21 protein-coding genes and 4 pseudogenes are annotated in these 25475 nt (G+C 34.7%); 9 read left to right on the top strand and 16 right to left on the bottom strand.

Translation table 11 applies throughout. From position 1 onward, the window contains the following. The first annotated feature begins 28 nt into the window (after positions 1-28). Positions 29-673 (top strand): LexA family protein, encoded by a 645-nt coding sequence (locus tag MKX66_RS03405; protein WP_002169552.1) that lies wholly within the window; start codon positions 29-31, stop codon positions 671-673. Between the two features lie 522 nt (positions 674-1195). Here the strand turns inward: MKX66_RS03405 and MKX66_RS03400 are convergent. From MKX66_RS03400 to MKX66_RS03385, 4 genes are all read right to left on the bottom strand, one after another. Then, positions 1196-1720 carry a nuclear transport factor 2 family protein gene (locus MKX66_RS03400; RefSeq protein WP_341085488.1) on the bottom strand — a complete coding sequence of 175 codons (525 nt, stop codon included), beginning with the start codon at positions 1718-1720 and terminating at the stop codon, positions 1196-1198. Positions 1721-1873: 153 nt separating this feature from the next. Next, complete coding sequence (locus MKX66_RS03395) at positions 1874-2266, bottom strand: nuclear transport factor 2 family protein (protein ID WP_098169077.1); 393 nt, start codon at positions 2264-2266, stop codon at positions 1874-1876. A gap of 4 nt (positions 2267-2270) precedes the next feature. Next, the gene (locus MKX66_RS03390) at positions 2271-3092 is read right to left on the bottom strand and encodes an MBL fold metallo-hydrolase (RefSeq protein ID WP_061689679.1); all 822 of its coding nucleotides are present in this window, start codon (positions 3090-3092) and stop codon (positions 2271-2273) included. Positions 3093-3386: 294 nt separating this feature from the next. Next, a complete protein-coding gene (locus MKX66_RS03385; RefSeq protein ID WP_002033220.1) occupies positions 3387-4007 on the bottom strand; it encodes a DsbA family protein in 621 nt (206 codons plus the stop codon). 957 nt (positions 4008-4964) lie between these two features. Here MKX66_RS03385 and MKX66_RS03380 point away from each other — a divergent pair. Beyond that, positions 4965-6392 carry a serine hydrolase domain-containing protein gene (locus MKX66_RS03380; RefSeq protein ID WP_341085487.1) on the top strand — a complete coding sequence of 476 codons (1428 nt, stop codon included), beginning with the start codon at positions 4965-4967 and terminating at the stop codon, positions 6390-6392. Positions 6393-6940: 548 nt separating this feature from the next. Here the strand turns inward: MKX66_RS03380 and MKX66_RS03375 are convergent. The 4 genes and pseudogenes from MKX66_RS03375 to MKX66_RS03360 form a co-directional block, all read right to left on the bottom strand. Continuing rightward, entirely contained in the window at positions 6941-7534 is a 594-nt protein-coding gene (locus tag MKX66_RS03375; RefSeq protein ID WP_002084491.1) for a TasA family protein, read from the bottom strand. 747 nt (positions 7535-8281) lie between these two features. Beyond that, positions 8282-8827 (bottom strand): annotated as a pseudogene (locus MKX66_RS03370) (alpha/beta fold hydrolase); the annotation flags it as partial. A gap of 476 nt (positions 8828-9303) precedes the next feature. Further along, a complete protein-coding gene (locus MKX66_RS03365) occupies positions 9304-10533 on the bottom strand; it encodes a serine hydrolase domain-containing protein (RefSeq protein WP_326997862.1) in 1230 nt (409 codons plus the stop codon). A gap of 560 nt (positions 10534-11093) precedes the next feature. Then, positions 11094-12263, bottom strand: coding sequence for a serine hydrolase domain-containing protein (locus MKX66_RS03360; RefSeq protein ID WP_002190158.1), 1170 nt, complete (start codon positions 12261-12263; stop codon positions 11094-11096). Between the two features lie 366 nt (positions 12264-12629). Between MKX66_RS03360 and MKX66_RS03350 the strand changes: the two are divergent. After that, a pseudogene (locus MKX66_RS03350) lies at positions 12630-12886 on the top strand (IS4 family transposase); the annotation flags it as partial. Positions 12887-13358: 472 nt separating this feature from the next. Here MKX66_RS03350 and MKX66_RS03345 read toward each other — a convergent pair. Further along, a complete protein-coding gene (locus tag MKX66_RS03345; RefSeq protein WP_002142480.1) occupies positions 13359-13817 on the bottom strand; it encodes a hypothetical protein in 459 nt (152 codons plus the stop codon). Between the two features lie 224 nt (positions 13818-14041). Here MKX66_RS03345 and MKX66_RS03340 point away from each other — a divergent pair, with 224 nt between their 5' ends. After that, complete coding sequence (locus MKX66_RS03340; protein ID WP_002190159.1) at positions 14042-14524, top strand: PRK06770 family protein; 483 nt, start codon at positions 14042-14044, stop codon at positions 14522-14524. A 385-nt stretch (positions 14525-14909) separates the two neighbouring features. Here MKX66_RS03340 and MKX66_RS03335 read toward each other — a convergent pair whose 3' ends face one another. From MKX66_RS03335 to MKX66_RS03325, 3 genes and pseudogenes are all read right to left on the bottom strand, one after another. After that, entirely contained in the window at positions 14910-15185 is a 276-nt protein-coding gene (locus tag MKX66_RS03335) for a hypothetical protein (RefSeq protein ID WP_002084476.1), read from the bottom strand. Positions 15186-15448: 263 nt separating this feature from the next. After that, positions 15449-16945, bottom strand: a complete 1497-nt coding sequence (locus MKX66_RS03330) for a WD40/YVTN/BNR-like repeat-containing protein (protein WP_326997865.1) — start codon at positions 16943-16945, stop codon at positions 15449-15451. A 249-nt stretch (positions 16946-17194) separates the two neighbouring features. After that, a pseudogene (locus MKX66_RS03325) lies at positions 17195-17483 on the bottom strand (uridine kinase); the annotation flags it as partial. Positions 17484-17615: 132 nt separating this feature from the next. Here MKX66_RS03325 and MKX66_RS03320 point away from each other — a divergent pair. After that, positions 17616-17765, top strand: a complete 150-nt coding sequence (locus MKX66_RS03320; RefSeq protein WP_341085485.1) for a hypothetical protein — start codon at positions 17616-17618, stop codon at positions 17763-17765. A gap of 117 nt (positions 17766-17882) precedes the next feature. Beyond that, positions 17883-18446 carry a GNAT family N-acetyltransferase gene (locus MKX66_RS03315; protein WP_341085483.1) on the top strand — a complete coding sequence of 188 codons (564 nt, stop codon included), beginning with the start codon at positions 17883-17885 and terminating at the stop codon, positions 18444-18446. A gap of 271 nt (positions 18447-18717) precedes the next feature. On the opposite strand, the gene MKX66_RS03310 is transcribed toward MKX66_RS03315, so the two are convergent. Together MKX66_RS03310 and MKX66_RS03305 are read right to left on the bottom strand one after the other, a co-directional pair. Beyond that, positions 18718-19386: a serine/threonine protein kinase gene (locus MKX66_RS03310; RefSeq protein ID WP_341085482.1), complete on the bottom strand. Its 669-nt coding sequence runs from the start codon at positions 19384-19386 to the stop codon at positions 18718-18720. A gap of 404 nt (positions 19387-19790) precedes the next feature. Then, positions 19791-21431, bottom strand: coding sequence for a M20 family metallopeptidase (locus MKX66_RS03305; RefSeq protein WP_341085481.1), 1641 nt, complete (start codon positions 21429-21431; stop codon positions 19791-19793). Between the two features lie 640 nt (positions 21432-22071). Here MKX66_RS03305 and MKX66_RS03300 point away from each other — a divergent pair. From MKX66_RS03300 to MKX66_RS03290, 3 genes and pseudogenes are all read left to right on the top strand, one after another. Then, positions 22072-22492: pseudogene (locus MKX66_RS03300) on the top strand (aminoglycoside phosphotransferase family protein); the annotation flags it as partial. Between the two features lie 44 nt (positions 22493-22536). Further along, complete coding sequence (locus MKX66_RS03295; protein ID WP_061675228.1) at positions 22537-22884, top strand: VOC family protein; 348 nt, start codon at positions 22537-22539, stop codon at positions 22882-22884. Positions 22885-23158: 274 nt separating this feature from the next. After that, positions 23159-24505 carry a short-chain fatty acid transporter gene (locus MKX66_RS03290; RefSeq protein ID WP_002033241.1) on the top strand — a complete coding sequence of 449 codons (1347 nt, stop codon included), beginning with the start codon at positions 23159-23161 and terminating at the stop codon, positions 24503-24505. Between the two features lie 40 nt (positions 24506-24545). Here MKX66_RS03290 and MKX66_RS03285 read toward each other — a convergent pair whose 3' ends face one another. Beyond that, on the bottom strand, positions 24546-24899 hold the full coding sequence (locus MKX66_RS03285; RefSeq protein WP_002165385.1) for a hypothetical protein: 354 nt from the start codon (positions 24897-24899) through the stop codon (positions 24546-24548). Continuing rightward, positions 24896-25471: an NAD(P)H-dependent oxidoreductase gene (locus MKX66_RS03280; protein ID WP_078177223.1), complete on the bottom strand. Its 576-nt coding sequence runs from the start codon at positions 25469-25471 to the stop codon at positions 24896-24898. Before MKX66_RS03280 ends, MKX66_RS03285 begins: the two co-directional genes overlap by 4 nt. Positions 25472-25475 lie beyond the last annotated feature (4 nt).

Below are 25475 nucleotides of genomic sequence, written 5' to 3'. Positions count from 1 at the left end.
CAATCAAAGACGGAGGTGACAAAAAGTCATGAAATCATTCGGTTTAAAATTATCTCAATTGATGAAGAAAAATAGTATGACAGACGAACGATTAGCTGAATTATTATCTGTTAGTAGAACTACTGTTTTACGGTGGAGAAATGGTGAAAGAAGCCCTAAAATGTCAAAAATATCACAAATCGCTAAGATGTTAAATGTCCCTGCAACCTACTTTATTGATGAAAATGAATCCTATTGTCCTGAAGATCACGCAATTACCAAACGGGATATTCCCATTTATGGTACAATCGCAGCTGGTAAACCAATTGAAGCTATAGAAAATGTAATTGGTGATATACAGGTACCTGATATTATTTTAGATAAATATGGATTTGAAAAACTATTAGCACTTCGTATAAACGGAGACAGCATGAATAGAATTGTACATGATGGACATATAGCTGTACTTGAGAGGACAACAAATATAAATAATGGCGACATAGCCGCTGTACTCATCAACGGATATGACGCCACTTTAAAAAGAATTTACAAAACCAATAATAGAATTATCCTTGAACCAGATTCTTTTAATCCTAGTATACATCCATTAATGTTTGATTGTACAGATATAGAAAATTGTCCAGAAATAAAAGTAGTTGGAAAATACATTTGGAGTTGTGCACCAATTCAATAATATTTCATCAATGAATTAAGTTATTTTTTAATAAATTTTAAAGTAAGGGGGCTCTCTCCCCTTCTTTTTATAGCAGGAATTTATCTTGGCTAGTTTCAGGAAATTTTGATTTTTTTGGGGTGTTTTGTGGGTGAATTACTCTTCTTTCAAATAAAAGTGTTTTACCCTCAACACGTTTTGCGTCAAGGGTTTGAACCTCTTATTATAGAGACATATACTGTCCGCTTTCGCCTCTTAAACGTTCAATCATACTTGATACTTCTTCAAAATCTATACTTGAATGCTTTTTCTTGCTCAATATAAAATACCTTTCTTACAAATTAATACGATAATCTAATATTAACATCGTGCAGTTTCAGGGATAAGTTATCAGAAGACATATGAGGTAAGCACCTTACAAATTATAATAAATTGAATCTTGGTAAAACAAAAAGAGATGTCTTATTAGTATACCTAGGACATCCCCTTCATTTTATAATATCTAGATTCTATACATCTCTAACAATTAAATATTTATTCTACCTAAAACATCGTATTATCATTAGCTGCTTCACTTGGAATCTCTTGAATTACATCCCAGTGTTCAACAATCTTACCATTATTTATACGAAATATATCGACTATAGCAACTCCCTTATCTTGAGAATTAGTACGAGAATGTACATGAAGAGCAACTGTATCTCCTTCTACTACTACACGTTTAATCTCTGCAAAGGAATTAGGATTTTTAACAAAATCCTCCTTAAAGAAATCCATAAAGGCTTTTCGTCCATCAGCAACAAAAGGATTATGTTGCTTATAATCTTCACTTACATATTTAGGGATAATATCGATATTATGTTTGTTAAAAACTTCATTATAGAAATCAACTACCATCTTTTTATTCTTTTCATTTTCTTTCGCTTCTTTTGATACAGAAGCAACATTCTCGCTCTTTATTGAGTTAGCTTTGTTATTACCGGTGGAAGCTTGAAATATCAAAGTCGACACAATTCCTAAAATAAACACAGAAATAATTATTACTATTAAATTTTTCTCTAATTTCATATATACCTACCTCTTCTAATCATATAAATAATATTCCATAACACGCTTGAGAAGTAAAACCCTTCCCCAAAATATAATGTCAGGGCTAATGTTAGGAAATTTCGTTTATCCTAACACTCCCCCTTATACAATGTATGTTAGAAACTATTAACTCTAACTTAATACCTCATTAACAGTTGCACTGTCCACAATTTGAATAAACTTCTTAACTTTATCGTTTTCATCAAACTCATACAGATGACAAAAATCTGCTATAAACGATTTCCCTGTTGCTTTATATGTCCCACTATATTTCCCATAAACAATAACAGTATTATTATTAAATGTATAAATTTCATCCTTTGCACTATAGTTATCCCATTCCGTGCCAAGGCGTTCATGTACATTTTTCACCACTTCATCTGGACCTATATAAGTCCCCGCATATGGAAATCCAGCAGCTTCTGTCCATGATATATTTTCACTTAAATACGTTTTGAAAGCATCCAATTTTCCTTCGCCAGTTAACACATACGTTTCATGTAATAGTTTTTGATATTTATTCATAGCATTAACCCCAAGGCATTTCTTTTGTTACAACTTTTGCACTTAATTCTAATACACCTTTATTTGCATAGCCTGGATATGCTGCATCAAGTTTCGCTACAAAATCTTTTGAAGTTTTACTTTCCTCAGAAGCTTGAACCGCAGTTCTTAGGTAATCCATAGTTGCAGTAAGTGCCTGATTATTTAAAGATTTTTCAATTGATCCATGGCTAGGTACAATTATGTCAGCATTTAATGCTTGTAATACTTTCAAGTTTTCAATCCATGCCTCCATTGCCGCTTTTGAGCTAGTATCCGCTAAGAATACATGTATTTCGTTAAATACATCAATACCACCAATTAATACTTTTAGCTCTTTATTAAATAAGCTAGTTCTGTAATGATCTAAGCCTACTAGTTCAAATGTTAACCCCTGAAAATCAATCATTTTTTCTTTAAACACTTGAGGTAATACTACGTTGCTTGGTGCGTTTTCTCCTAAGGCACCTTTCCAAACTTTTAATTTACCTAAGACAGAATGAACAATATGTTCAACTGTAGACTCTGTAGCATACGCTATGGCTTCTGGGTAAGCAGCTTTAATACTCTCTAATCCAAAGTAGTAATCAGGATCCCCATGAATAATAAAGATTTTATCTAAAGATAAGTCGTTTTTTTTCAGATACTCAACAATTTCTTTCGAATCAGATTGAGTAAATTTTGAGTTTATTAAAAATGCATGTCCCGCTTTCTCAACTAAGCTTGCAGTGACCATAAAACTTTTTTCGTCTGAACTAAACACCGTCAATTTTACATCTTTTTGATTTGTATCGATTGTTTTAAACATAGAATGTTATTCTCCTTTTGTTGAAGTTATTAACTAGTTAACATATTTTTATCTTGTTCCGACACAAGCTCCCTCTTCAATTCACCTGAAAGTGTGATAGCACCAGCAAATAGGCGAGAGATGAATGTCAGTTGGTGTAAGCTAACATGTTTGCTACTATAGCCTATAGTAAAATTAAAATTGAACTCTTTTTAAAAACAAATTGAAACTATGACTGTTATAAAAAGGTTTAAGTCCATCCACTTCTAGACTTTTTTTAAACGGTAAATGCTATATACTGTAACTTAAAATTCATTAATATAAATTTTTAAAACGCGCTTCAATTTTATCTGGCGTCATTACCCCACCACCAATAGGGATAATTTGATTATCCTTTTGTAAAAGTAATGAAGGATAACTATTAACACCAAGCTGTCGAACTTTATTGAAGTCGTTTTGGGCATCTATTATTGTTTCTTGAGAGTTTAAACGTTCTAATACTTGTTTAGAATTCAGACCAAGCTCAATTGCAATCTTACGATATGTTTCAGGATCACTCAGACTTTGGCCCTCATAATAAAACGCTTTTTGCATAGCCGAAGTGAATTCTAACAAACGGTCTGGTGCTAATGAGCGTAAAGCTGAAAAGCCAATTGCAGCATCTTTCGAATTCATTTTAAAAGTACCTTCTTCCACCAATTTTTGATATGAAGGACCAAATTCTGCACCTGTAAGTTGATTAATTCTTTTATTCCCCTCTTCTATATATGAGAAATTTTTCATTGGTAAATCATCTAAAAATAATCCTCCACATAAAACTGTTAACGGCACTTCAGTGTGGTTTTTGTAAAATCCTTTAATACTTTCTGAAAAGCCATAGCACCATCCACAATAGGCGTCCCATACGTAAATAAGGTTATCTTGTTTTGTCTCCATTTAAATCTCCTACCTTTATTTTTATTATCTAGCTCAGCTAACTTTTTGGTTTATATAAGTACATCTTTTTATACCTTGTTCTTTTTGGGATACCTTACTATATTCCCCAAAAACTAATATTTCCAAAGAAAGATTAACCAAGGTTTTTAACAAAAGATTACGTTGCACATTATTGCCCCGTATCAGAAAATACTAAAGTTGGGATTATACATTAATTTGAATGCATTAGTAACTTTCTACACCGGGTGGCAACGTGTGGACCACCATCCTTAATTAAATATATAAATCATATTTTTATTTTAAGCAGTAATTAGTTGTAACTAATTCGATTACAACCTTATGTAACTATATTAGTTACAACTATAGTAGAAGTCAATTCTTTTTTAACAAAAACAATAAATTTCTACCCTAACGCTTTTAGAATTCTATTATTAAAAACTGGCTTCTTGTTCTTAAATTTGTTAAAAAGCTTAGTAATTCCCTAAAAACATCACTAGTAAATATGGAACAACAAATTCAAGATAATTTACAAAACAAATAATATAAGTACCTCTTTCATGACTTACCGACAGAGTACCAGTTCTAGTAGATAGTTTTTTTCAAAGCATTACTTTTACTATTTGGGGATTTATGCTTTTCTTAGCTTGATTGCTGTATAATGATAATAAAGTTATTGAATTTTGATTATTAAAAGCTAAGAGCCTTACTACATTCTACGTAGCAAGGCTCTTTAAAGTTGTTTCAAATTACATCCATCTGTTTATATAATACTTAAAAAATGAATAATAAAGTTGTTTACTTCTTATTGAACTAACGCATCTGTTCGTTTAAGTGTAACTCTTCACAATTACTTGATATTATATAGGTGAATAGAAAGATAAATTAAAATTTAGTTTCGTAGTTGTAAAAGGAGGTTATTTATATTATTCTCTTATAATTTTCCAAAAAGGAGAGTTTATGAAAAAGATTATTGTTTTTGTATTAACGATATTTATATTATTCTCAGGATTCGCAACACAAAGTTATGCGTTGTCAGATTCGAAATCTGCGGCAATACAAGCGTTGCTAGATGATGCCTGTCGTATATCAGGTGTGCCGGGAATGTCAATCTCAATACTTGCTGATGATGAAGTGTTCTACTTTTCTTCAGGGTATGCAGACCGTGAAAAGGGGGTGTCTGCAAGTGAAAATACACTCTATGAGTTAGCCTCGGTCAGTAAAGCTTTTACCGGTATGGGTATTATGCTGTTGGAAGAGCAAGGGCTGCTCTCAATGACTGACCCTGTCCAAAAATATTTACCTTGGTTTACATTAAAGTATCAAGGGAAACCTGTTGATATGCAAAGTCTTACACTAAATAACTTTCTTTACCATACCAGTGGTCTAACAAATATTAGGCATCTTCAAAATATTCCACAAGGCAATACACCGGATATGTTGCAAAAGACTGTGGAAATGCTCGTGGATGCTGAATTGGCGTTCCCTCCCGGTGAACAGTATAACTATGGAACCGTTAATTATGATGTATTGGGTTTGGTTATTGAGATTGTGTCGCGACAAAGCTATGAAGACTTTATGAAGGAACAGGTATTTCAGCCGTTAGGTCTTCACCAGACGTATGTTTATAAAGAAGATGCTCAAGCCACTGGACAGTTGGCACAGGGCTACCGTTCTTCCTTTTTTATGACAACTCCATTTAAAGCTCCGGATTATGCTGGGAATAAACCCGCAGGCTACATCATTTCTAATACAAAAGATATGGCGCGTTGGATGGGCATACAGATGGGTATCGTGCAGGACATACCCGAAATATTTCACACGGTTATCGAAAAATCACATAGGGGTGATATGTCTGTTTCGGCTGTCAACGGTATGTATTATGCGGCAGGCTGGTCCGTAAACGCCGAACAAACGACTATAGAACACACTGGGGGCAATCCAAATTTCAGAACCGAAGTAGTCATACTGCTAAATGAACGAACAGCCGTCTCCTTGCTGAGCAACGGCGCAAATACCAATATAAATATGGTACTAAAAGTTAAAGATATATTAGAAGGCAATCTAACTCAGTCATATGAAATAAGCGGCACACAGCTTTTGGATATCATTTTGTCGTCTATCACAATTATTCTTTGCCTATTGGCCGTTTTGCTATTTCTCTTAGGATTACGCAGAAGGAAAACGAATGAGCGGCAGCCAATGACAAAAAAGAGAATAACCGTAACAGTTATTTTCCTGATCGCTACGATTGCCCAGGGTATACTGTGCTGTGCTTTCGATTGGTCAACGATACTTATTTGGCAAACATATAGTGTTCTTACAGCTTTGATTTCGTCAGCATTATTAACAGCAAGCATTACATGGTTTGTATACACTCACCGATAAAATACCCCGCTCCCAAGATAAGCATAATGTTAAGTAATTATATTTCAATTTATCGGTATGCTTAATTTGAAAAACATAAGACACTTCGGTGTCTTTTTTAATATCATCGACAATTTTCCCAGTCAAACCTAATTACTATTGCTTCCACTAACCTGCTCCGTTCGTGGAATAAGGATTTTTAAACAACTATATTATTTTTCAAATGACTTTATTGTAAATTAAACAACTTTATTATTTCTGCACAATTGCAGCGTGGGGATTTCCGTATTCAATGTATATGGATACCTATAAAAATACAAAAGCAAAAAAAGAGAGTCGTTATTTACTCTCTTAAACGCTCTACGACTTTTGGCTATTTTTTTCTTCTATTTATAAATTAAATGTTAGTTTTACAAAACATTCAAAATGTTAAACTTACAAAAGCCATTAATATCATGCGCAAATGCTGATATCAATGGCTTTTGGTATAGATATGTAGTAATCATTCTTTTAAATTATTAAAAGGCATAAGCTCAGTTTTACTTTTTACCAGTATTATGCTCTTACATTTATCTTTCTTGTCCATCTGTTTGATTGGCTTGGAACTCCATTTTTAGCGCAATACTATCCCCTTGGAACACGTTTTGATCTGTTCCGTTGTCTTCAAATATAAACTTTATCCAAAACCAATCCATTTTCCCAGGTTTTAATCCTCCTGTTTCAGTCCACTTAGAATGAAATACTTTTTTGGAGGCAATCTCTGGGCTTTGTGATTTTAGTTCTGCAAGAGTTGTCTCGTATACAGGGCTTTTTGCAGGATCCCAATCCCAAAGAAATTGTACTTTAATATGTTTACCTAAATCTTCTGTAGTGTTATTTTGTTTTAAATCGTTTACAGTATAGTCTATTTTCATCATGATATCTTTAATATCTAATGTACCACTATTTTTTAAATTGAATTTCTTTAATATTTTGTCCCCAGGTTTTAAATTTTCTAAGTTAAGTGAAGTAGTTGGCTGCATAGCTAAATCCAATGTACCTGCAGCAAATGAATTATTTGTCACCACTTGATCGCTAAAATATGCATATGTTCCCCCACCAATTAAAGATAAACCCAGAGCGGCTGAAACCACTCCAACACCTAATTTCTTTTTCAATGACATTTTTTGTTCCTCCCATATCATTTTTATAATCTTTCTCCCTAATCAACCGAAAAGGTCCCCTTAATACAGATATACCATGAATTGTTAAAAAATTATATTAAAAGCAGTAAATTCCTTATTGAGAAAATTTTGTTATTATCTATCTTCTGTAAATGAAACGTCCCAAAACTAGAAAAATTGGATTTATAATGATCAAAACCTATACCAAAAACGAATTAATATTAACTGCCCTTTATAATTAGAATTATTTATTTCTTCAGGAGTATTCTAACACTTCAAAAGGTACGTATACCTTTTGATCTTTTCTAATAATGTTTTCAAGAAAAGAGTGGCTGTACTTTTGTGCAGCTACTTTTATATGCAATAAATCAGTAAAAGATATTCGAGCTGCAATAAATGCCCCTTTTATACTTTGGCTTCCTCGAATTTAATAGCACTTTATCGCATGCCCTATCAGGGGTACCGCCACATGCCAATCAACTTAAGAATTCAGAATTACCCCAAAACAAAAAAATGAGCTTTTTTGCTACAAGTTAGCACAAAATTTCGTTCTGGGGGTATTTACTTTTCTTAGCTTGATAGCGATGTGGTACTACCCCTTACAAGACAGAATTATCAATCACTGAGTATTAATATTCTATAATTGAGTAACAGCTCCAAAACTGATTTTCAATAGAAAAAAAGGGTTACAAATTCAATTGTGGCCCTTTTTCCAAGTGTTTTTGTTTTATGCGATTCCTATAATGATTATAAGAGTGAAGTATGGTTCGAAATAGCGCTGATTATATGAACCCAATCGTCGCAATGAATCTCGTGCCCCGATCCTTCGGTTAGTAATACAGCATGGGGAATTCCATTAACAAGAGCAAGACCATGCTCGTATGGAAGCACTGTATCTTCTGTACCGTGGATAACCAGAGTAGGTATATTAATTTCTTTTAACTTCCCCTCATAAGAATCATCGCCTTTAAGAAGTGAGTGATTAAACATACTGAGTAGGTTATTTGCTCGTTTTATTTCTTTTTCTACCTGCTTATAAGCCCTCTTCTCATCGAACTTATGCTTTGAACCACAGAGTAACACTGATCCTGTAACCAAGTAATTTGCAACAGATTCTTCATCCGACCAATTTAGTTTGGCCCCATTAGCATGGTAAGTTAGTATCTTCTCATCGATCGGAGGCAAATTCCGTTTGTTGTCTTCAGAGCCAAAAATACTTGATGCAATCAAAGTTATACTTAGAACTCGCTGAGGGTTCCTCAAGGCTACAATTTGAGCAATCATTCCACCCATTAGAAAAAGCAGGACAATAATATTAAATTGGCTTCCATTCGCAGGAATTTAAGCCTTGTATTTATGACTATTTGATTAAGCAATCGATATGTTGTGCTGAAACGTCAATATATTTTAAAAAGGATCTCTCTTGATAAAGAGAGATCCTTTTCTTATTTCTTCTTCTTTTCTGTCGGTTGGCTTTGTTTAGCGAAATTAGATGAATCATCGAAATTCGGTTGCTTTTTACCAGCATTATTACTTCTACCTTTTCCCATATGTAATGCACCTCCCCTCATCCTTACTATTCCCAATAAAAAAAACCTCTTGCATCCAAGAGGTTTTTTTATTTGGCTCTTATTAATAATGCCAAACTGTTCTCGTAGTACTTCCAACACTTCCCGTCCTGCCATAGCTTTTAACCATGGTGTTGATGGTGGCCATCATGCGTATAATTTGTCTTGGAGTTTTCCTTTAAACAATACCTAAGTTCGGTTTCAGTCTTCGATTGCTTGGTAGACCGTGGTCCAGAAGTCTTGGATAAGATGCGATGGGGCCGGAGTTGACATCCCAACCTGGGTGAACAGAATTCCAATAAACTGTTTGTCTGGATCAGCGTAAGCTGTAGTGCCAGTTCCGCCATCCCAGCCGAATTGACCGATAGACGCGTAGTCTCCAAGATAGGTACGCACCCCCATCCCAAAGCCCCAGCCACCTTGTATCCCTTGTCCAAACGACAAATGGACGTTGTTTTTGGCCAAATCGTCTCGGTATACTTGTTGTTCAGGAGTAAGACGGTTGGTGGTCATCAGCTGGACTGCGGGCCTAGACAGAATCCGTTTGGTTCCGTGCATCCCTTTGTTCAACAGCATCTGCAAATACGCGTGATAATCGTCGATGGTTGCGAGCAGCCCACCACCGCCTGCTTGAAATGCTGGAGGTTTGCTGTAACGTCCGCCTGTACCCTCATCCCACACGATGAACTCACCTGTCTGCGGATCTGGGTTGAAGGCAGGTGGAAGCCGGTCAATCTTGAGCTCAGGCACGTAGAAACCAGTGTCCTTCATTCCCAGTGGATCGAATATGCGTTCGCGCAGGAACGACTCGAATGTCTGACCCGTGACCCTGGCAACAAGAATGCCGAGCACTTCAATACTGATATGATACTGCCACCGCTCTCCGGGCTGGTAGCTTAGCGGAAGTGCACCTAGGCGACACATAAACTCATCTGGATCGGGCATATCCTGCCCTGGCGTGTCGAATATCCCACTCTCGAAGAACGCGTTCATGATCGGAGAACCCATCAACGTGAGATCCACTCCGAGACCGAATGTGGAGGTCAACAGGTCTCGTACAGTGATAGGACGCCGTGCTGGGACGGTCTCTTCCAGTGGACCATCGGGCTGTTTCAACACCTGCCGGTCAGCGAGTTCGGGCAGCCATTTGTCTACTGGATCGTCTAAATGCAGTTTGCACTCGTCGAGCAGAACCATTACCGGTGAAACTGCGATCGGCTTGCTAGTGGACGCCAATCGAAAGATCGTGTCCCGACGCATTGGTGCGCCACCATCATGCCTCATTGTTCCAAGTGTTTCGACGTGCGTCTCCCCGTTTCGGCTGACTAAGGCGACGAGCCCAGGAATCTTTCCAGAATCGACATGCTGCGCCAGTACATTGCGCATTTTGCGCAATCCTGTTTCAGAAAAGCCTTTATTGTTTTGTCCCATTTTGTTCTCCTTTAGTTTAGATTGAGATTTCTAATACATATTGACAATCAATTATTAGTTCTTCAAATAGAAAAATTCCCCTTTTTAATAATTTCGACAAAATATATTTATGTATATGGAGGCATCATACATCACTATCAACCTAAGATAAATTCATATCCATAATTCACAGAGAACGTTATTCTTTTTGTAGAAATATACAGAAAGGATGGCGATGTATTGCTATCCCATTGTAGATTAAGTAAGAAGAGGCACTTTGATGATAGTGCCTTTTCTTTATAAAAAATCCAAATGCTGGCACATAATGAATTAATAAAGATAGGCTAATTTAAATTTATGGAGATTTAATAATAAGGAATGAAATCATTGAAAACATTCATGCAACCATTAAAAATATGATTATAAGATTTGCGAATTGATTATGATATATTTGAAAAATGCCGATATACTTTCAACTAAGTAAAAAAGCCCCAAATTTTTTTAAAAATAAGTTGGGGCTTTTGAACTAGAAAAGTATATTTTTAACTATGAAAACTATGAAAAAAATTTTTCCTTTTTACCTACTTACCAAATTCAGCAAGTAAAATATTTTTAAAAGGATCAGGACTGTTAGCTCTACCCATACTGTTCAAACTGACGGCCAACGTATGCTTACCTCCAAGTATACCTCCAGCAAAAGTACTAAATCCTGGAATACCACCTGTGTGTCCCCAAATCGGGACACCGTTTGGAAGCTTAGTTTCATAGATTCCAAGACCGTATCTCCCGATTTCAGCTCTTCCTGTAGGAACTGTAGTAAGCATTTGTTTTAGTTGCTGTTCTTTCATTAATTTTCCACCGAGCAAGTAAGAAAAGAATTTGTTTAAGTCGTCAGCAGTAGAAATCATATCTCCAGCCGAGCTACCTATACTTGGATTAAAATAAGTAACGTCTTTTAGCTCACTTGCTCCGTCTGGTTGGACATATCCACGGGCATGCTTAGTGCCTGGAATAACGCTTGAATTGCCAGGTAGGAATGTATTCGACAATTCAAGCGGTTCAATAATCCGATTTTCAATCTCTTCCGCATAACTGTTTCCGGTTACTTTTTCAATAAGGATACCTAGTAATACGTATCCTGTGTTTGAATAAGACCAGCCCTTTCCTGGGGCAAAGTCTGGGGGCATCGAAAGTCCAATCTTCACTAGCTCTTCAGCGGTATACAATCTTTTTGTATGCGTAAAATCAGCTTCTTTTGACCTTGAGTATTCAGCGATGCCACTTGTATGATTCAACATCTGGCGGATAGTAATCTGTTTAGCATCATATCCATTTCCTTGAATCACACCAGGCAACCATTTTTCGATGGAGTCGTCTAGATTCAGGCGGTTCTCTCCAGCTAATTGAAGTAAAACCGTTGCGATGAACGTCTTCGTTACACTGCCAATGCGAAAGCGAAAATCTGTTTTCATTGGTTGCTTGCTGCTCAGATCCGCTACCCCAGCGGCATAACCCCAAGTTTTTCCACCCTCAGAAGTTTTAGCAAGTATCCCCGGGTATCCAAGTTGCAATGTATCCCGCATTGCTTGCTTGACGGAATTACGATCTCGTTGAGTATTTGTTTGTAACGAACTAGATACATTTTGAGTGGGCTCTGCTTTTACAATTGAGGTTGGCGTTGTGTATAACAGGGAACTTCCAGCTATTAAAAGAGCAAGACTTGCAAATGTAATTTGACTACGTGTTTTCATAAGGCATTCCTCTCCTCTATTCATATTGTATAGGTGGTTGCTTGATATTTCATACTCACCACACAGCTATCATCTCTACCGATGATAAAAAGTCAACATTGAATTCGTAATCATCTTCATAATGATTATTTTTACAAGCTCCATTCTGTCCTAATAAACGGTAAATCCCTCTTTTTGCATGTATGTTAACCTCAGAAATTATTTCTTTTCCATGAAACACTCTTATTAACTGGTTTGTTTTTCATATATAAGTTATATCTGTTCCTCCTTTCATGCTTCTTTATATTTTCATCATACACAATGAAAATCTCTTTTTCCTTACCTATTCCTTACAAATCCCTTACGTTCAAAATAGCTTCTGTGTCTCAAATGTGCCAATTAATTCTCATCAAGAAGAAACGAGAATTAAGCGAATATAAAGCGATTTATATCATAAAAGATTATTTTCTACTTATTTATGAATCTCTACAAAAAGACACCAAAGAATTAACAAAGATATTGTTTCGTCTGTTTGATCTCTTACAGAAAAACGGACGAAAATCCCATAGGTATGAGAAGAAACCGTCTTTGATATCTTAGGCGTCGTATATAACCTTTCTATGCCTCACAAGCATGTAACGTAATCCAAAAAATTAAAACCCAATAGGGTTTATCTGGTATGAAAATATTTAAAGAACTTACACTGGATCTTTAGAAAAAAGAAAAAAGCCCATCAAGCTAAGGTTTTGAAGTACCCCCTAAATGAAAATTTTCTTTCTCTACAGTTAGTTTTTTTGAGAAGTCAGCTCATTTTTTTGTTTTTGGGGTGTTTACTTTTCTTAAGTTGATGGATGTGGTCTCACCATACCATTTCGGGAAAATTGTACGTTTAGACACAATCCGGACATATTTTAAGCGTTTTCTGTACTTTAAGAGACATCTGTCCAGAAAATCTTATGTTTATGAACAGAGGATAAAACTCAATAATAGAATATTAATATTCAATTTTTATATAAAAAAATAAGCTCCGAAGAGCTTATTTTAATAATAATATCAACGCAATTATCAATGCTATTATTGAAAATACAATCATAAATAATGAAGCTCAGTCATGAGCTATCGCCCTGTTACCGTCATTGCTGCTGTGTAAATTGTATCTACAGAACCGTCAGCACTTACAATTTCAACTTTATAACGGTATGTTCCATTGTCGTAAATGTTTTCTCCATATCCTGTGAAAGTTAAAATTTCATCATTTGCTCCAGCTGGAACCCATTGATTTTGCCAATGGAAGAAAGTATCATATTCTCCCCAGTTGTCTCCATATTTCTTTTCGATGCTGACATTATAATGAATGTCCTCAGCTCGGTTATTTGTAATTCTTGCAATTACGTTTCCACCAAAAGTGTATTCCGTAGCGTGAACTTGAACTGTAACACCATTCACCGTTTCGCTAGGACCACAGATGTAATGACAATCTTCACTTGCTTGTGCTTCAGGTGTGTTAATGTTCATAACCGTCAAACCGCCGAAAGCTAAAGCTACTGTTAATGCAATTGTAGCTAATTTTTTCATGATAATTCCTCCTATTAACCGTTATAAGTGAATGTTTTTGTTTTTACGTATTCATTGCCAGCATAAAAAAATTTCTATGTCTCATTTTTATCACCCTTCAGCCATAACGAAAATTTTATACATCGTTGACTATTGATAATGATACGTTATGTAGACCTCACAGATAGATATGGGCATACAGTTCTTCTTTTATGGTACACTTCAATAAAAGGGGGGTAAGAGGTTTGAAAAAGTGGATTAAAATCACATCAACCTTAGTTATTGCTATAGCAGTTGGTATTTTTACTGGCTACAAAGTCGGTACGTATGCAGGTTCAGACGTTAAGGAAAAGCAGACTGAGAGAATTAAAGGGGAAGAGGTAATACTTGACCTCAACTCTGATCGTCATATAATCAATGCAATGCACAAAATGACTCATCAAAAAGTATTATCCCACGAAAAGCAAGGATTTATCAAAATGACTCCAGAAAACATCGAAAAAGTACGTCAAGCGATTGATGAAAGTAATAGTGGAACCTTACAACATAAAGAACAGTACCTTAAGATTTTGGTTCGTTGGTATGAAGGCGATTTCTCTCAATCGGTTGAGGAACATAATTTATTATGGGAATGGGACAATAACAGCACTGGTAAAGCATACGAATTAGCGACACCGGAACAAGAAGAAGCATACATTTTAGAACAAGCGAAGTCTGAAAAACAATAAAGGGGTATCGTCACCTCGCTATCAAACTAATAAAAAGAAATGCCCCCTAAAATGAAAAAACACGCTATTCTTTCTGTAGAATCATAGGAAAGGATGGCGTTTCTGTATATTTTTACAAAAAGAATAGCGTTTTTTTCGCTTTATAAATACAATTTCTTTTTCAGTAAAAAATGTGGGTGGTCCCCCTCTAATACCCCAGAAGGAAAAGAAGAGTTTGAATTCTTTAACGTACAAGGAGTTCCATATATCATTGTAAACGATCATGAAAATAACACCCCAAAAATCAATTCTTGGATTCAGCACTCAATCATTAGAAGAGGCTATTTTATAATAATCATCCCAAAAAAAGAAACGAACAAAAATGTTCGTTTCTTTTTCATGGTGTTTAATGCTCAAGAAAACTTATAACCGCATAAGTATATAGAACGACTAGAGCAAAGGCACATATTCCCATAATTATAATCGCTAGTGCGCTTTTCTCTTGTCTAAACCCTATAATTCCAAGAATAAATGCACTCCACATTGTTACCTTAAGCATTGTAGAAAGGTTGGGAATTGAATATCCACTCAACCAGGTAGAGAAACTTACAATTACGGAAAAAGAGAACAAAGTTAGAACAATAGATAATATATTAATGTGCTTCCCATACTTCAGTTGCATTTCGCTACCCCCTTTTCTTTTCATTAGTGAATAATAGGTAGATGACTATATTTTTATTTTATTCTAAATTTTCTTGAAAATCCACAACGAAAAGAAGAGGTTGTCCCAAAATTCGCTGAATAGTTACTTTTGGGCAACCTCTTTTCTTTATTTTTTACTTTCCTCTAGTTTAGAGATACTTGCTTCTTTTTCAGGTAACGTATCAACAAAATCCTTTTGAGATTTTAATAAGTCAGATTATTGTATCCAAGCCTTAAGATCATCTAAAGATTTACGGGCTTCTTTTTCACTTCTTCTACAAATTCCCATGTCTCTCCGTTATCTTTTGATTGATAAAGTACACTACTATCGCCATTGTAGTCTCCATCTGCCCCTTGTCCAACTAACATATTAAAAACCCCATCTTTCTCATATGGCATACTAGGAGAATCAAAAGGACTTATTGTGGACTGTGTATGATCTAATTTGACTTCATGCGGCGGATATTCTACCTTTTTGAAAGATCCCCCCCCATCATCTGTGCGATATAACTCTCCCTCATTACCAGAAGGTCTAACTGCTCCTAAAAACCCAAGTTTATCATTTATAAAAGTGATTCCTGATACACTACCAATCCCCCTATTAAATGGGTCTGGATTGATAACCTCCCATGTTTCCCCTTCATCACTAGTCTTGCTTAATGAATAAAAGGCGCTCCCTAATGCTTTATCTGTCATATTTAGTTTATAACCAACTTCTTTTGATAGGAAAAACTGTTCTTTTTCATTCTTTAAATCTTGTTGTTTCTTCTCTTTAAGCCTATCTTCATTTGGAGGCGTCTTTGATTTACTCCAACTTGCGTCACATATTAAGTTATATCTAGCAGGTACTAGCTCTTTCTCTTTTCCAGGGACAAATATAGATACAGTATATCCAATGATTTCAGAAGCTGCTTCTTTAAGACTCTGCCCCTTACCATCCTCAGTAATATTAATAATTCCCTCTGTATTGGATCCCCAATTTCTTTTTCCATAATAAATCAACCCATACTTACTTTCATTCCACTTTCTAACCGTTTGCTTAACTGGAATCGCCTTAACCGTTTTAATTAAAGGTTCTACTAATTTATCATCATCATAATCAGGCTTTGCATACCCGTCTCGTATTATAGTAATATCTTCTGATTTCTTCTTATTATAAGAGATTAAATAAGTTTCTTCTTTCCCATCAACATTTTTCCCATAAACAAATGTATCAAACGCTGTGATTGTTCCATCTGAATGAAATGTAAGATCAAAATCAGTTGCCATATACAATTTCTTTGGCAAAGGATGTTTTTTATTTATATCTTCAAAAATACCTTCTACTCCAGATTCATATATATTATTATGTTTAAGTTTAACTGACCTTTCATGTTTTAACCTTTCTATAAACCATGCCAATTTGCCATTGTAATTTATTGCACTTTTATAAATCTGCATCCCATAAAATGATGTAATTGCAACAATAATGATAATAGAAATGGATCTCCATGCTATTGAATTAGTTAATTTTTTAGATTCATATTCTCTATTTTTTATCACCTGCATTGTAGTAAATGTAGTCATGGATATAAAAAGTACTATACATAATAACAAAATATAAATATTATAATTCATCCTTCCGTACTTACAGTATAAGGCTAACTCATAACAAAAAATGCCGTATACAATTATTAGTATTGGATTTGTTACTAATGACAGAAGTAACCTTTTTGCATTTTCCCTAAATATAGAAATCACTCCTAATTACATGAATTACTGATATTAAGTATACTTTATTGTAAAGTAACAAAAAAGCTATTTTATCTTGCCGCCAAAAATACAATAGACATCTGTCTATGTAAATGGCAGTTGTCTATTAAAGCCGTTTAAAAATCTAGTTGTTTCATAGACAATGGATTTTTGAGTGAATACTAAAGTTGCTTCATTTGGGAGCCAAATAATGAAAATGAACCCTCATAATAAACATAACAAATAGAGTATTTGCATTTAAACTCTATAAAACTCAAATGTATTTTTTTCTAGACATATTGCTTCATCGGAATTTTTGATAATAATATCAAAACATTGACTGTATGGATGCATAAACACTTCGTACTGAATCCGACGTTCTGCATGAGACCGCCTTAAATAATTGATATCGGCTCTCCTTTCAGCAATATCGCGGCTAGACCTTCTCATTAATTCTGTTTCACCATCTGCATAGAAGTAAATTTTTAAATCAAATAAATCGGGATTAATAAAATGCGACACTCATTCCTTCTACAATCATTAGTTGAATAACCTAAGGCTGCTTCGGTAGCCATTTTTTGTACCAACTGGCAGTTTGGTTTTCAATATGTGAAAAGGGATTTCTAAGTGATTAATTGAATATATATTTATTGTTTACTAATTTTTGGGAGGTCCCTTTATGGGAGATAAACTTTACTGTATTACTACATATCAAGTTCTTAATGAAGAAAGAATAGGAGCTTCGCACGGTTCTATAATAATTTATAGTGCTGCTGTGACGGGATCTCCTGTTAGTGAGATAGGGTGTTTTTTAATTTATTTATCATAATAACGTACCACGAAATTGCAACTCTCGTCCTCAAGAATTATTTCTTTTGGGTGAAAGTTTTTTTATTATATAAGTTTCATTCTGTCATAATTTAAAGTTTTCGAGAGGAGAAATGATATGAATTCTATTTTATTAGATGTTCCGTTACAAATAGAAACAGACAGACTAATTCTTCGAGCACCACTTCAAGCTGGTGACGGGAATGTCGTACACCAAGCTATTAAGGATTCAATTAATGAGTTAAAACAATGGTTGCTTTTATTTCAGTCAATTCCTACTGTTGAAGAAACGGAAATTCTCCTGAGAAATGCCCATATAGATTTTTTGAAAAGAGAAAGCTTTCGCTATCTTATCTATCATAAGGATACTAATGATTTTATTGGAACTGCTAGCCTTCACGGAATTAATTGGAAAATTTCTAAATGTGAAATTGGATACTGGATTAATACGCAATTTAGTGGCAATGGATATATGACAGAAGCAGTAAGTGAGTTAACAAATCTTGGATTTCAGTTACTCAAATTTAGAAGGATTGAAATACGCTGTGAATCTAATAACACTAAAAGTCGTGCGATCCCTGAAAAACTAGGTTTTGAGCTTGAAGGGATATTACGTAATGAAGATCTTTCAGCTGACGGTAAAGAACTAACTGATACCTGTATCTATGCAAAGGTAAATTAGATTGAAATTTTAATACTCAATTGCGTCTGTGTACATAGTTTATTCCCCTTCTAATCCATTATTGTGATTTGTTTAGAACTATAGTACATCAATATATTTAAAATGAAATGTACTGAAATGGGTATATTCTATTGTTACAATCATTTTATAAATAAATTACTTCATGAAGTTATAAAATTAGGACCGTACATATTAGACATATCTAAAATGTACGGTCCTTTTGTTTACTAGTGGTTCACTTATCTAACCTAAAGATAAGTATGTGGTCCTTTTACAATTTGAATTTCTTTTTAAGCTTCTTATATTTTCTATATGAACGTCGAACAATGTTTAACATGAAATACGGTATTTTAACAGGGAAAGGCAATTTATAAATAAATGGCAAGTAAAATGTAAAATATGCCTTTTCTAAGTCTCTCCACTTACTATCTTCTTTTGTTTTTAAGAAATCAGATACATCGACTACATATCCCCTTCCATTTTCCATCATCACATTTTTTCCGTGAACATCACAAGGAGTTAATCCTCGCTCCCTTGCATACTCTATAGCTTCATTGATATCAAGGATTACCTGCTTAGGAATTTTAATCCCCTTATGGATAGCATCGTATAAGGTAATTTCTTTTAAACGTTTCAATACTATGAAATTTTCTCCTTTATATATAAGATTCGAATAAGAAGGATGATTTCCGATTCTTCGGTATACTTCTGACTCTTTTTCAATTCCTTCTCCTTCTCGCGCGTAAACTTTCACTACCCAATCTTTGTATTCTTTGTGCATAAATACTGCGGCATAATTACCTGTCCCTAAACACTTCCAAAGTCTAGGAATATCTTTAACTACTATAGGCTCGAATTCATCCTCACTTCTTATGCTTACCTCTTTTAATAATTCGTCCTTTATCAATCTCACAAAACTATTTATACTCATCATTTCCACTCCGGTTTTGCTACAAGGGGGTACTACCCCATACCCATCAAGTTAAAAAGTACATTCTTCCCTAATACGAAAAAAATGAGCAGACTTCACTAAGTAACTAACTTTAGCGAAATAAATTTTTCATTTAGGGGGGTACTTCAAAATCTTAAAATGGATATTCTACGCAAATATATATTATTGATACAATAAGTTATGTTAACTTCACATAATTATATTATACAAAAACTCAGCAAATACCGTTACAAAAAGTGTACAAGCCATATCTACTCTCTCTAAATAGTTTATTGCGAATCTATTTTAAAGAGAATTCTTACATCACAATTTCATAAATCTAAGGTTTCAAACTATTCATTACGAAAAAAAGACCGTATCACTACGGTCCTTTTCTCGCTCTTATGCAAACACTATGACTGTGTAACTTTATTAGAAACAAGTAGTTTTTCAATACATTTAGGTAACATATCTAATAACGTTTCAAATGCGTAATTTACGTCCAGACGCTCCGTCCATTGATGTGCATCTTTTCCTACTGGTCCCATATTTAATACTGGAACGTCAAACTCTTCTAATTCCTCTAGTGGAATCGAATAACCTTTATCCCATAATGGCATATTGTCTACAAGAGAACTCATTGAATCCAATGGGTTTTGTAAGCCCACATAGCTTAAATCTGAAATTCCTCCAAAATAATTTTGGTTTTCAAATGTAATGCTATGATTATAGTGGGCATACTTTTCCATTTCTACAACTACCTCTTTAATTAAAGGATTGTTGCGTGAACTCACAGCTGGATAGTATGGCGGCGCAAAGAAAAGTACAATCATTGGAGCCTTTTCTTTACATAAGATAGATAATTTGTCTACTAAATCAATAGTTACTGCACGATCATCTTTATCTTCTCTATTTTTTATAATATCGGATTGAATTTCATCTATTTTTTCTCTTCCATGTTGTTCAATTGCATAAGCGATAAGCTCTTCATACGTTAATACATTTACTTTAAGATTCGGCGGTATGAACGGATTATACTTAGAAAAATGATACGCTCGCTCCTCATACGATTCTTCGATTTTCTCTGCTACTTTCGTTACTTTTTGGCGTAACAATGAAACTACATCTGTCATCGTTTTTTCTAGTAAAAACAAATTAAATAATGTGACTGCACGATGAGGAATTTGTACAGAATAATCCTCCTTTAAGTCTCTTTGGAGCAAGTTAGTTGGTGGAGGACTCGCTTCACCACCTACAATATCACAAAGGTCTGTATTCAACTCTAATTCAGCTGTTAATAATGCAGCCATATAACTCCCATTTAATCCTGCAAAAGGTTCGCCTACATGTGTCTCTTTTCCATAACAAAGGAAACCAGGTAACACCTTACCAATAGAACCAGTATAAATGTACTTATTTTGGTCACCAGGATGTCTTGAAAACATAGGCTCTGAATTTAGGACCGTTTTATACTCTAAGTCATGTTCTTTTGCTAAGTCTAATAATCTTGGAACAGCAGCTCTCATCCCTACAGAGTTCACTTCTTCATCTGGAACAGCCAATAAAAGAACATTCCCATCAAATCTTCCTTCACAAGCTTGCTCAACCATCGCCATTTGTAAAGTTAGACCACATTTCATATCCATCGTTCCTCTACCAAAGAGCCAATCTCCTTGTTCTATATCTTCACGTACATGATCTGGTAGCTCATCTTTATGAGAATAAAACATAGATGTTAATTTTTTAGGGTTAAATGCATCTTCTTTCCACACTCCGTAATCTTGTACATCTACAACATCAAAGTGGCTAACAAGAATTACGGTATTTTTCGTACTATCGCTTTTCTTTACTAGGGCTGTAACAAAATATCTTCCATCTCCCGTCGGATTTTTTTGTAAATGATGCGGATTTTGTTTGAAATACTGTAAATCAGATAGTTGTTCTACAACAAAGTCTGGCAATATAACTTCAGCTTCTGAACCTGTAATACTAGGAATTTCAACAAGATTGCTTAATAATTGAACCAATTGTTCTTTAGATTGCCACTTTGACATATAAATCCCCCTATTTTTCCGCATTATGAAATTCATTTCCAATATATGAATAAAAAATGACGACAGCTATCAAAATTATAATTTTGCCGTTTGGCAAGCTTATGGTTCTTTTCATTTGCGGCAAACATACGCTTCCAGGATTTGAAGAATATGTTTAATATCGCTTTTAAATAAAGTCACGGTGTTTATTTAAAAGACGCGATGTTTTGTCCCTTTAGATCTGTTTATCTAAAGAGAGGTTTTTATAGTGAAAAGAAAATCTGAACTGAAAGACGGATTAAGAAACTGCTGAGTAGCAATAAAGTTACTCCACTAAAGGGACAGATTGTTGAGGAACGTTTCCAGGCAATTAGATTATTCAAGTTTGAATATATCATTGAGATTGTGAAGGTTTTTTACTTAAACTGACGGGGCAGTAATACTCAATTAAAAATAATGGTAAAGTTAGTGAAAAGAAGAAGGATTAAAAATCGTATAGATTCATTGTAATACATTTTAAGTTTTTGTGTGGCGAGGTATTTGAGAAGTAAGAATGATTTCATCAAAAAAACATTGAAGCTCCAACGGGGTTTTATATGACTATTTTTCCAGACCCAATTTAACATCATAACAATTATAAATAAACAATCTATACTTTTGGTTAGATTTTTTATATAGTTTGATTGACAGCATCAGGGCTAGTCATAGCAATCTACTCGATACATTGTACGAGCTTGAATCAAAAATTGAACCAAGAAGTCGTTATGGATTTATACATGGGGAACTCGGCCCTGCTCATGTATTAATTAATGACAAACTAGAACCTTATTTGATTGATATCGAAGGAACCGAGTTCTTTGATATTGAGCATGAGCACAGTTTTTTTGCAGTTTCGATTTGGGGATTATTATCGATATTTAAAGAATGATACTCTCGACCCCAACAGGATGTTATTCTATCATCATATATCCTTAACTTCAGGCGGGTTGAGATTGCTTCACAGAGGATTTCCGAATCAACAATTTGCAAAAGATCTAACCAATCACCATTCCCGTTGTGCACTGCGTTTTATTGAAGGTTGAACTTATGTCATTAAAAATTAAAAGACAGACAGGAGTTAAATACAATGATAAAAGGTTTCGGAGGAATATTTTGGAGAACTAAAAATCTTGATGTTATAAAAAAATGGTACAGTGAAGTGTTGAAGATTGAAATAGAAAATTGGAATGGGACTGTGATTAAACCCGAATTAGGAACTGAGACTATCTTTTCTTTCTTTGCCGAGAATGATAGTTATTTTCCTACAGAACAACAAGTGATGTTAAATTTCCAAGTACATAATCTACACGAGACTATTCAGCATCTTGAACAAATTGGCGTACCTCTTGAAAAAAAAGAAGAGATTAGTGAATTTGGAAAGTTTATTTGGATTAAAGATCCTGAAGGTCGATTGATCGAACTTTGGGAGAAATAGCCGGTTGTAATCATTTGCTATTAAGCTAGCAGGTGCTTTAGTTCAATAAGGTAAATAAAAAAAGTGCATCTCCGATTATTAGACACAGTCTAACAATCGGAGGTACACTTTTTTAATCTATCCAACTTAGTATAAGCCTATCCATTTATTAATAATATCAATCTATCAATAAATTACAACCATCTTTAATATCTGAATTTTCTATATATTAAAGGACATTACTCAATCAACCTCGAATAATTGTAATAAATATACATAAGGAGGTTGAGCTATTTTGTTTCGTTCATTTACAAATGGATGTGTTGCTCTTGTGCAGCGTTTCTTACCAGAACCGTTTATTTTATCATGTTTATTAACTGTTTTCGTTATCTTCTTCGGCATGTTTGCAACGCACCAAACACCGGTCGAAATGATTACGCATTGGGGCAATGGAATTTGGGGGCTTCTCGCCTTTTCTATGCAAATGGCTCTTGTACTCGTGACAGGATCTGCATTAGCAAACGCTCCTCTTATTAAAAAAGGATTAACGAGAGCAGCGAAATTACCGAAAACAAATGGACAAGGTATTATTGCTATTTCAATCGTAAGTTTACTAGGAGCATACATAAACTGGGGATTTGGTATTGTTGTATCGGTTTTATATGCAAAAGAAGTGGCCAGACAGTTAGAAGGATTAGATTATAGGTTAGCAATTGCTTCTTCCTACTCTGGATTTCTCATTTGGCATGCAGGCCTTTCTGCTTCTATCCCTCTTACGTTAGCAACTGGCGGCGAAACGTTAATTAAAACGACAGCTGGAAGTATTAAAGAAGCGATTCCAATAACAGAAACGTTATTCTCACCATACGCACTCGTGCCAGTTATTATTTTTCTCGTTACGATGCCTCTCATTAACCGGGCCATGCATCCAGATGAAAAACATACGATAACTGTAGATCCTAGCGTATTCCATGAAGAAGCTGCCGCTCAAGAAGTAGGGAACAATACGTTCGCTGAAAAAATGGAAAATAGTATGATTATTACACTTTGCATCGGATTATTAGGTCTTATTTATATTTTTAACTATTTTAGTACGAAAGGCTTTAACCTTACACTTGATATCGTTATTTTTATGTTATTAATTGCCGGTCTTATTTTCCACCGTACTCCGATTCAATATATTCGCGCTTTCTCTGACTCAACTAAGAGTGCTTCAGGTATTTTACTTCAGTTTCCGTTCTATGCTGGAATTATGGGGATGATGATTGGAGTAAATAGTGAAGGTCTTTCGCTTGGAGGAGCTATTTCTACTTTCTTTATTAGTATTTCAAATGAAACCACATTCCCGCTCTTTACATTTTTAAGTGCTGGCATTGTAAATATTTTCGTTCCATCTGGAGGCGGTCAATGGGCAGTGCAAGCACCAATTATGATTCCAGCTGGCGCTGAACTTGGTGTACCTGCCGCGAAAACAGCGATGGCAATTGCATGGGGCGATGCTTGGACAAATTTAATTCAACCTTTCTGGGCATTACCGGCATTAGCGATAGCTGGTTTAAGCGCGCGTGATATTATGGGATTTTGTGTTGTTAACTTACTATATGCAGGATTTATCATTAGTCTATGTTTCTTATTTATTTAAACGAAAAGCTAGTTTTATACTAGCTTTTTTATATAATAAATCATTCGTTATCTATACAGCTTATTACCTTCCTCCACTCTACCTCTGCATGATTTAATGCTTCATATGTAAACAAATCTTCACATACTTTTTCAATCATATGAGGATTGTTCTTAAGGAAATTCCACTGCAATACTTTAGGAAGAACATATGTTTCATATTCTTTACTTCCCTTTATTACCTCATCAACTTCTCTTTCACAAATCCCTCTTATTAAATAATCATTTCTTAATTGTATTTGAATTTGTTGAAACGTTTCGCTGTATTTCTTCAATTGGACTAAACAATTAATATACGTACGCAAAAGTTCGTCATCACAATTGCAACACTTTATAATACGATCGATTTCATTCATAATGTACGAGCCGCTTCTTCTATTTGTAACAGCCATTTTTCACGCTTCTCTACTTTACTCGTTTTCACAGATTGAAAAGCAGAACGTTTTATATCGCGAATACCACAAAAACGTAAAACCCCTCTTTTCATCATAATCCAATCCGCTGATCGATATAATAGGGCCACGTACCATAACGGTGAGTCTAACGTATTAATAACCCATGCTTTCTTTCCTTTAAATAAGCCTTTCGGTAATGACCCCTCATATTTATAAGCAAATCCAGCTACAAAAATACGATCGATAAATCCTTTTAAAATAGCAGGCATGCCCCACCACCATATCGGATATATGAAAAGAAGAATATCCGCTTTCTGCACTAATTCTCTATATCGCTTCGTCTCTTCTTCATTTAGTAAATCACGTCTTTTCTTCTCTTCATTAAATACAAGCACTGGATCAAATTGTTCTTTATATAAATCAAGTAGCGTAACAGAATGATTTGTTTCCTCAAGTCCTTTTTGCACATGCTCTAAAATTGCCCCATTAAAGCTTGAAGGATTAGGGTGAGCATATATAATTAGTACGTTCACTACA

This window comes from Bacillus sp. FSL R9-9530 (genome assembly GCF_038008145.1).
Lineage (GTDB): Bacteria > Bacillota > Bacilli > Bacillales > Bacillaceae_G > Bacillus_A > Bacillus_A mycoides.
The sequence above is the reverse complement of the archived record's forward strand: the minus strand, read 5'-3'. Positions and strand labels throughout refer to the sequence as shown.

Excerpts from the sequence above, each read along its gene's own strand:
- MKX66_RS03405 (WP_002169552.1), top strand. The coding sequence starts at position 29 with ATGAAATCATTCGGTTTAAAATTATCTCAATTGATGAAGAAAAATAGT.
- MKX66_RS03400 (WP_341085488.1), bottom strand. The coding sequence starts at position 1,720 with ATGAAATTAGAGAAAAATTTAATAGTAATAATTATTTCTGTGTTTATT.
- MKX66_RS03395 (WP_098169077.1), bottom strand. The coding sequence starts at position 2,266 with ATGAATAAATATCAAAAACTATTACATGAAACGTATGTGTTAACTGGC.
- MKX66_RS03390 (WP_061689679.1), bottom strand. The coding sequence starts at position 3,092 with ATGTTTAAAACAATCGATACAAATCAAAAAGATGTAAAATTGACGGTG.
- MKX66_RS03385 (WP_002033220.1), bottom strand. The coding sequence starts at position 4,007 with ATGGAGACAAAACAAGATAACCTTATTTACGTATGGGACGCCTATTGT.
- MKX66_RS03380 (WP_341085487.1), top strand. The coding sequence starts at position 4,965 with ATGAAAAAGATTATTGTTTTTGTATTAACGATATTTATATTATTCTCA.
- MKX66_RS03375 (WP_002084491.1), bottom strand. The coding sequence starts at position 7,534 with ATGTCATTGAAAAAGAAATTAGGTGTTGGAGTGGTTTCAGCCGCTCTG.
- MKX66_RS03365 (WP_326997862.1), bottom strand. The coding sequence starts at position 10,533 with ATGGGACAAAACAATAAAGGCTTTTCTGAAACAGGATTGCGCAAAATG.
- MKX66_RS03360 (WP_002190158.1), bottom strand. The coding sequence starts at position 12,263 with ATGAAAACACGTAGTCAAATTACATTTGCAAGTCTTGCTCTTTTAATA.
- MKX66_RS03345 (WP_002142480.1), bottom strand. The coding sequence starts at position 13,817 with ATGAAAAAATTAGCTACAATTGCATTAACAGTAGCTTTAGCTTTCGGC.
- MKX66_RS03335 (WP_002084476.1), bottom strand. The coding sequence starts at position 15,185 with ATGCAACTGAAGTATGGGAAGCACATTAATATATTATCTATTGTTCTA.
- MKX66_RS03320 (WP_341085485.1), top strand. The coding sequence starts at position 17,616 with ATGGGAGATAAACTTTACTGTATTACTACATATCAAGTTCTTAATGAA.
- MKX66_RS03315 (WP_341085483.1), top strand. The coding sequence starts at position 17,883 with ATGAATTCTATTTTATTAGATGTTCCGTTACAAATAGAAACAGACAGA.
- MKX66_RS03305 (WP_341085481.1), bottom strand. The coding sequence starts at position 21,431 with ATGTCAAAGTGGCAATCTAAAGAACAATTGGTTCAATTATTAAGCAAT.
- MKX66_RS03295 (WP_061675228.1), top strand. The coding sequence starts at position 22,537 with ATGATAAAAGGTTTCGGAGGAATATTTTGGAGAACTAAAAATCTTGAT.
- MKX66_RS03285 (WP_002165385.1), bottom strand. The coding sequence starts at position 24,899 with ATGAATGAAATCGATCGTATTATAAAGTGTTGCAATTGTGATGACGAA.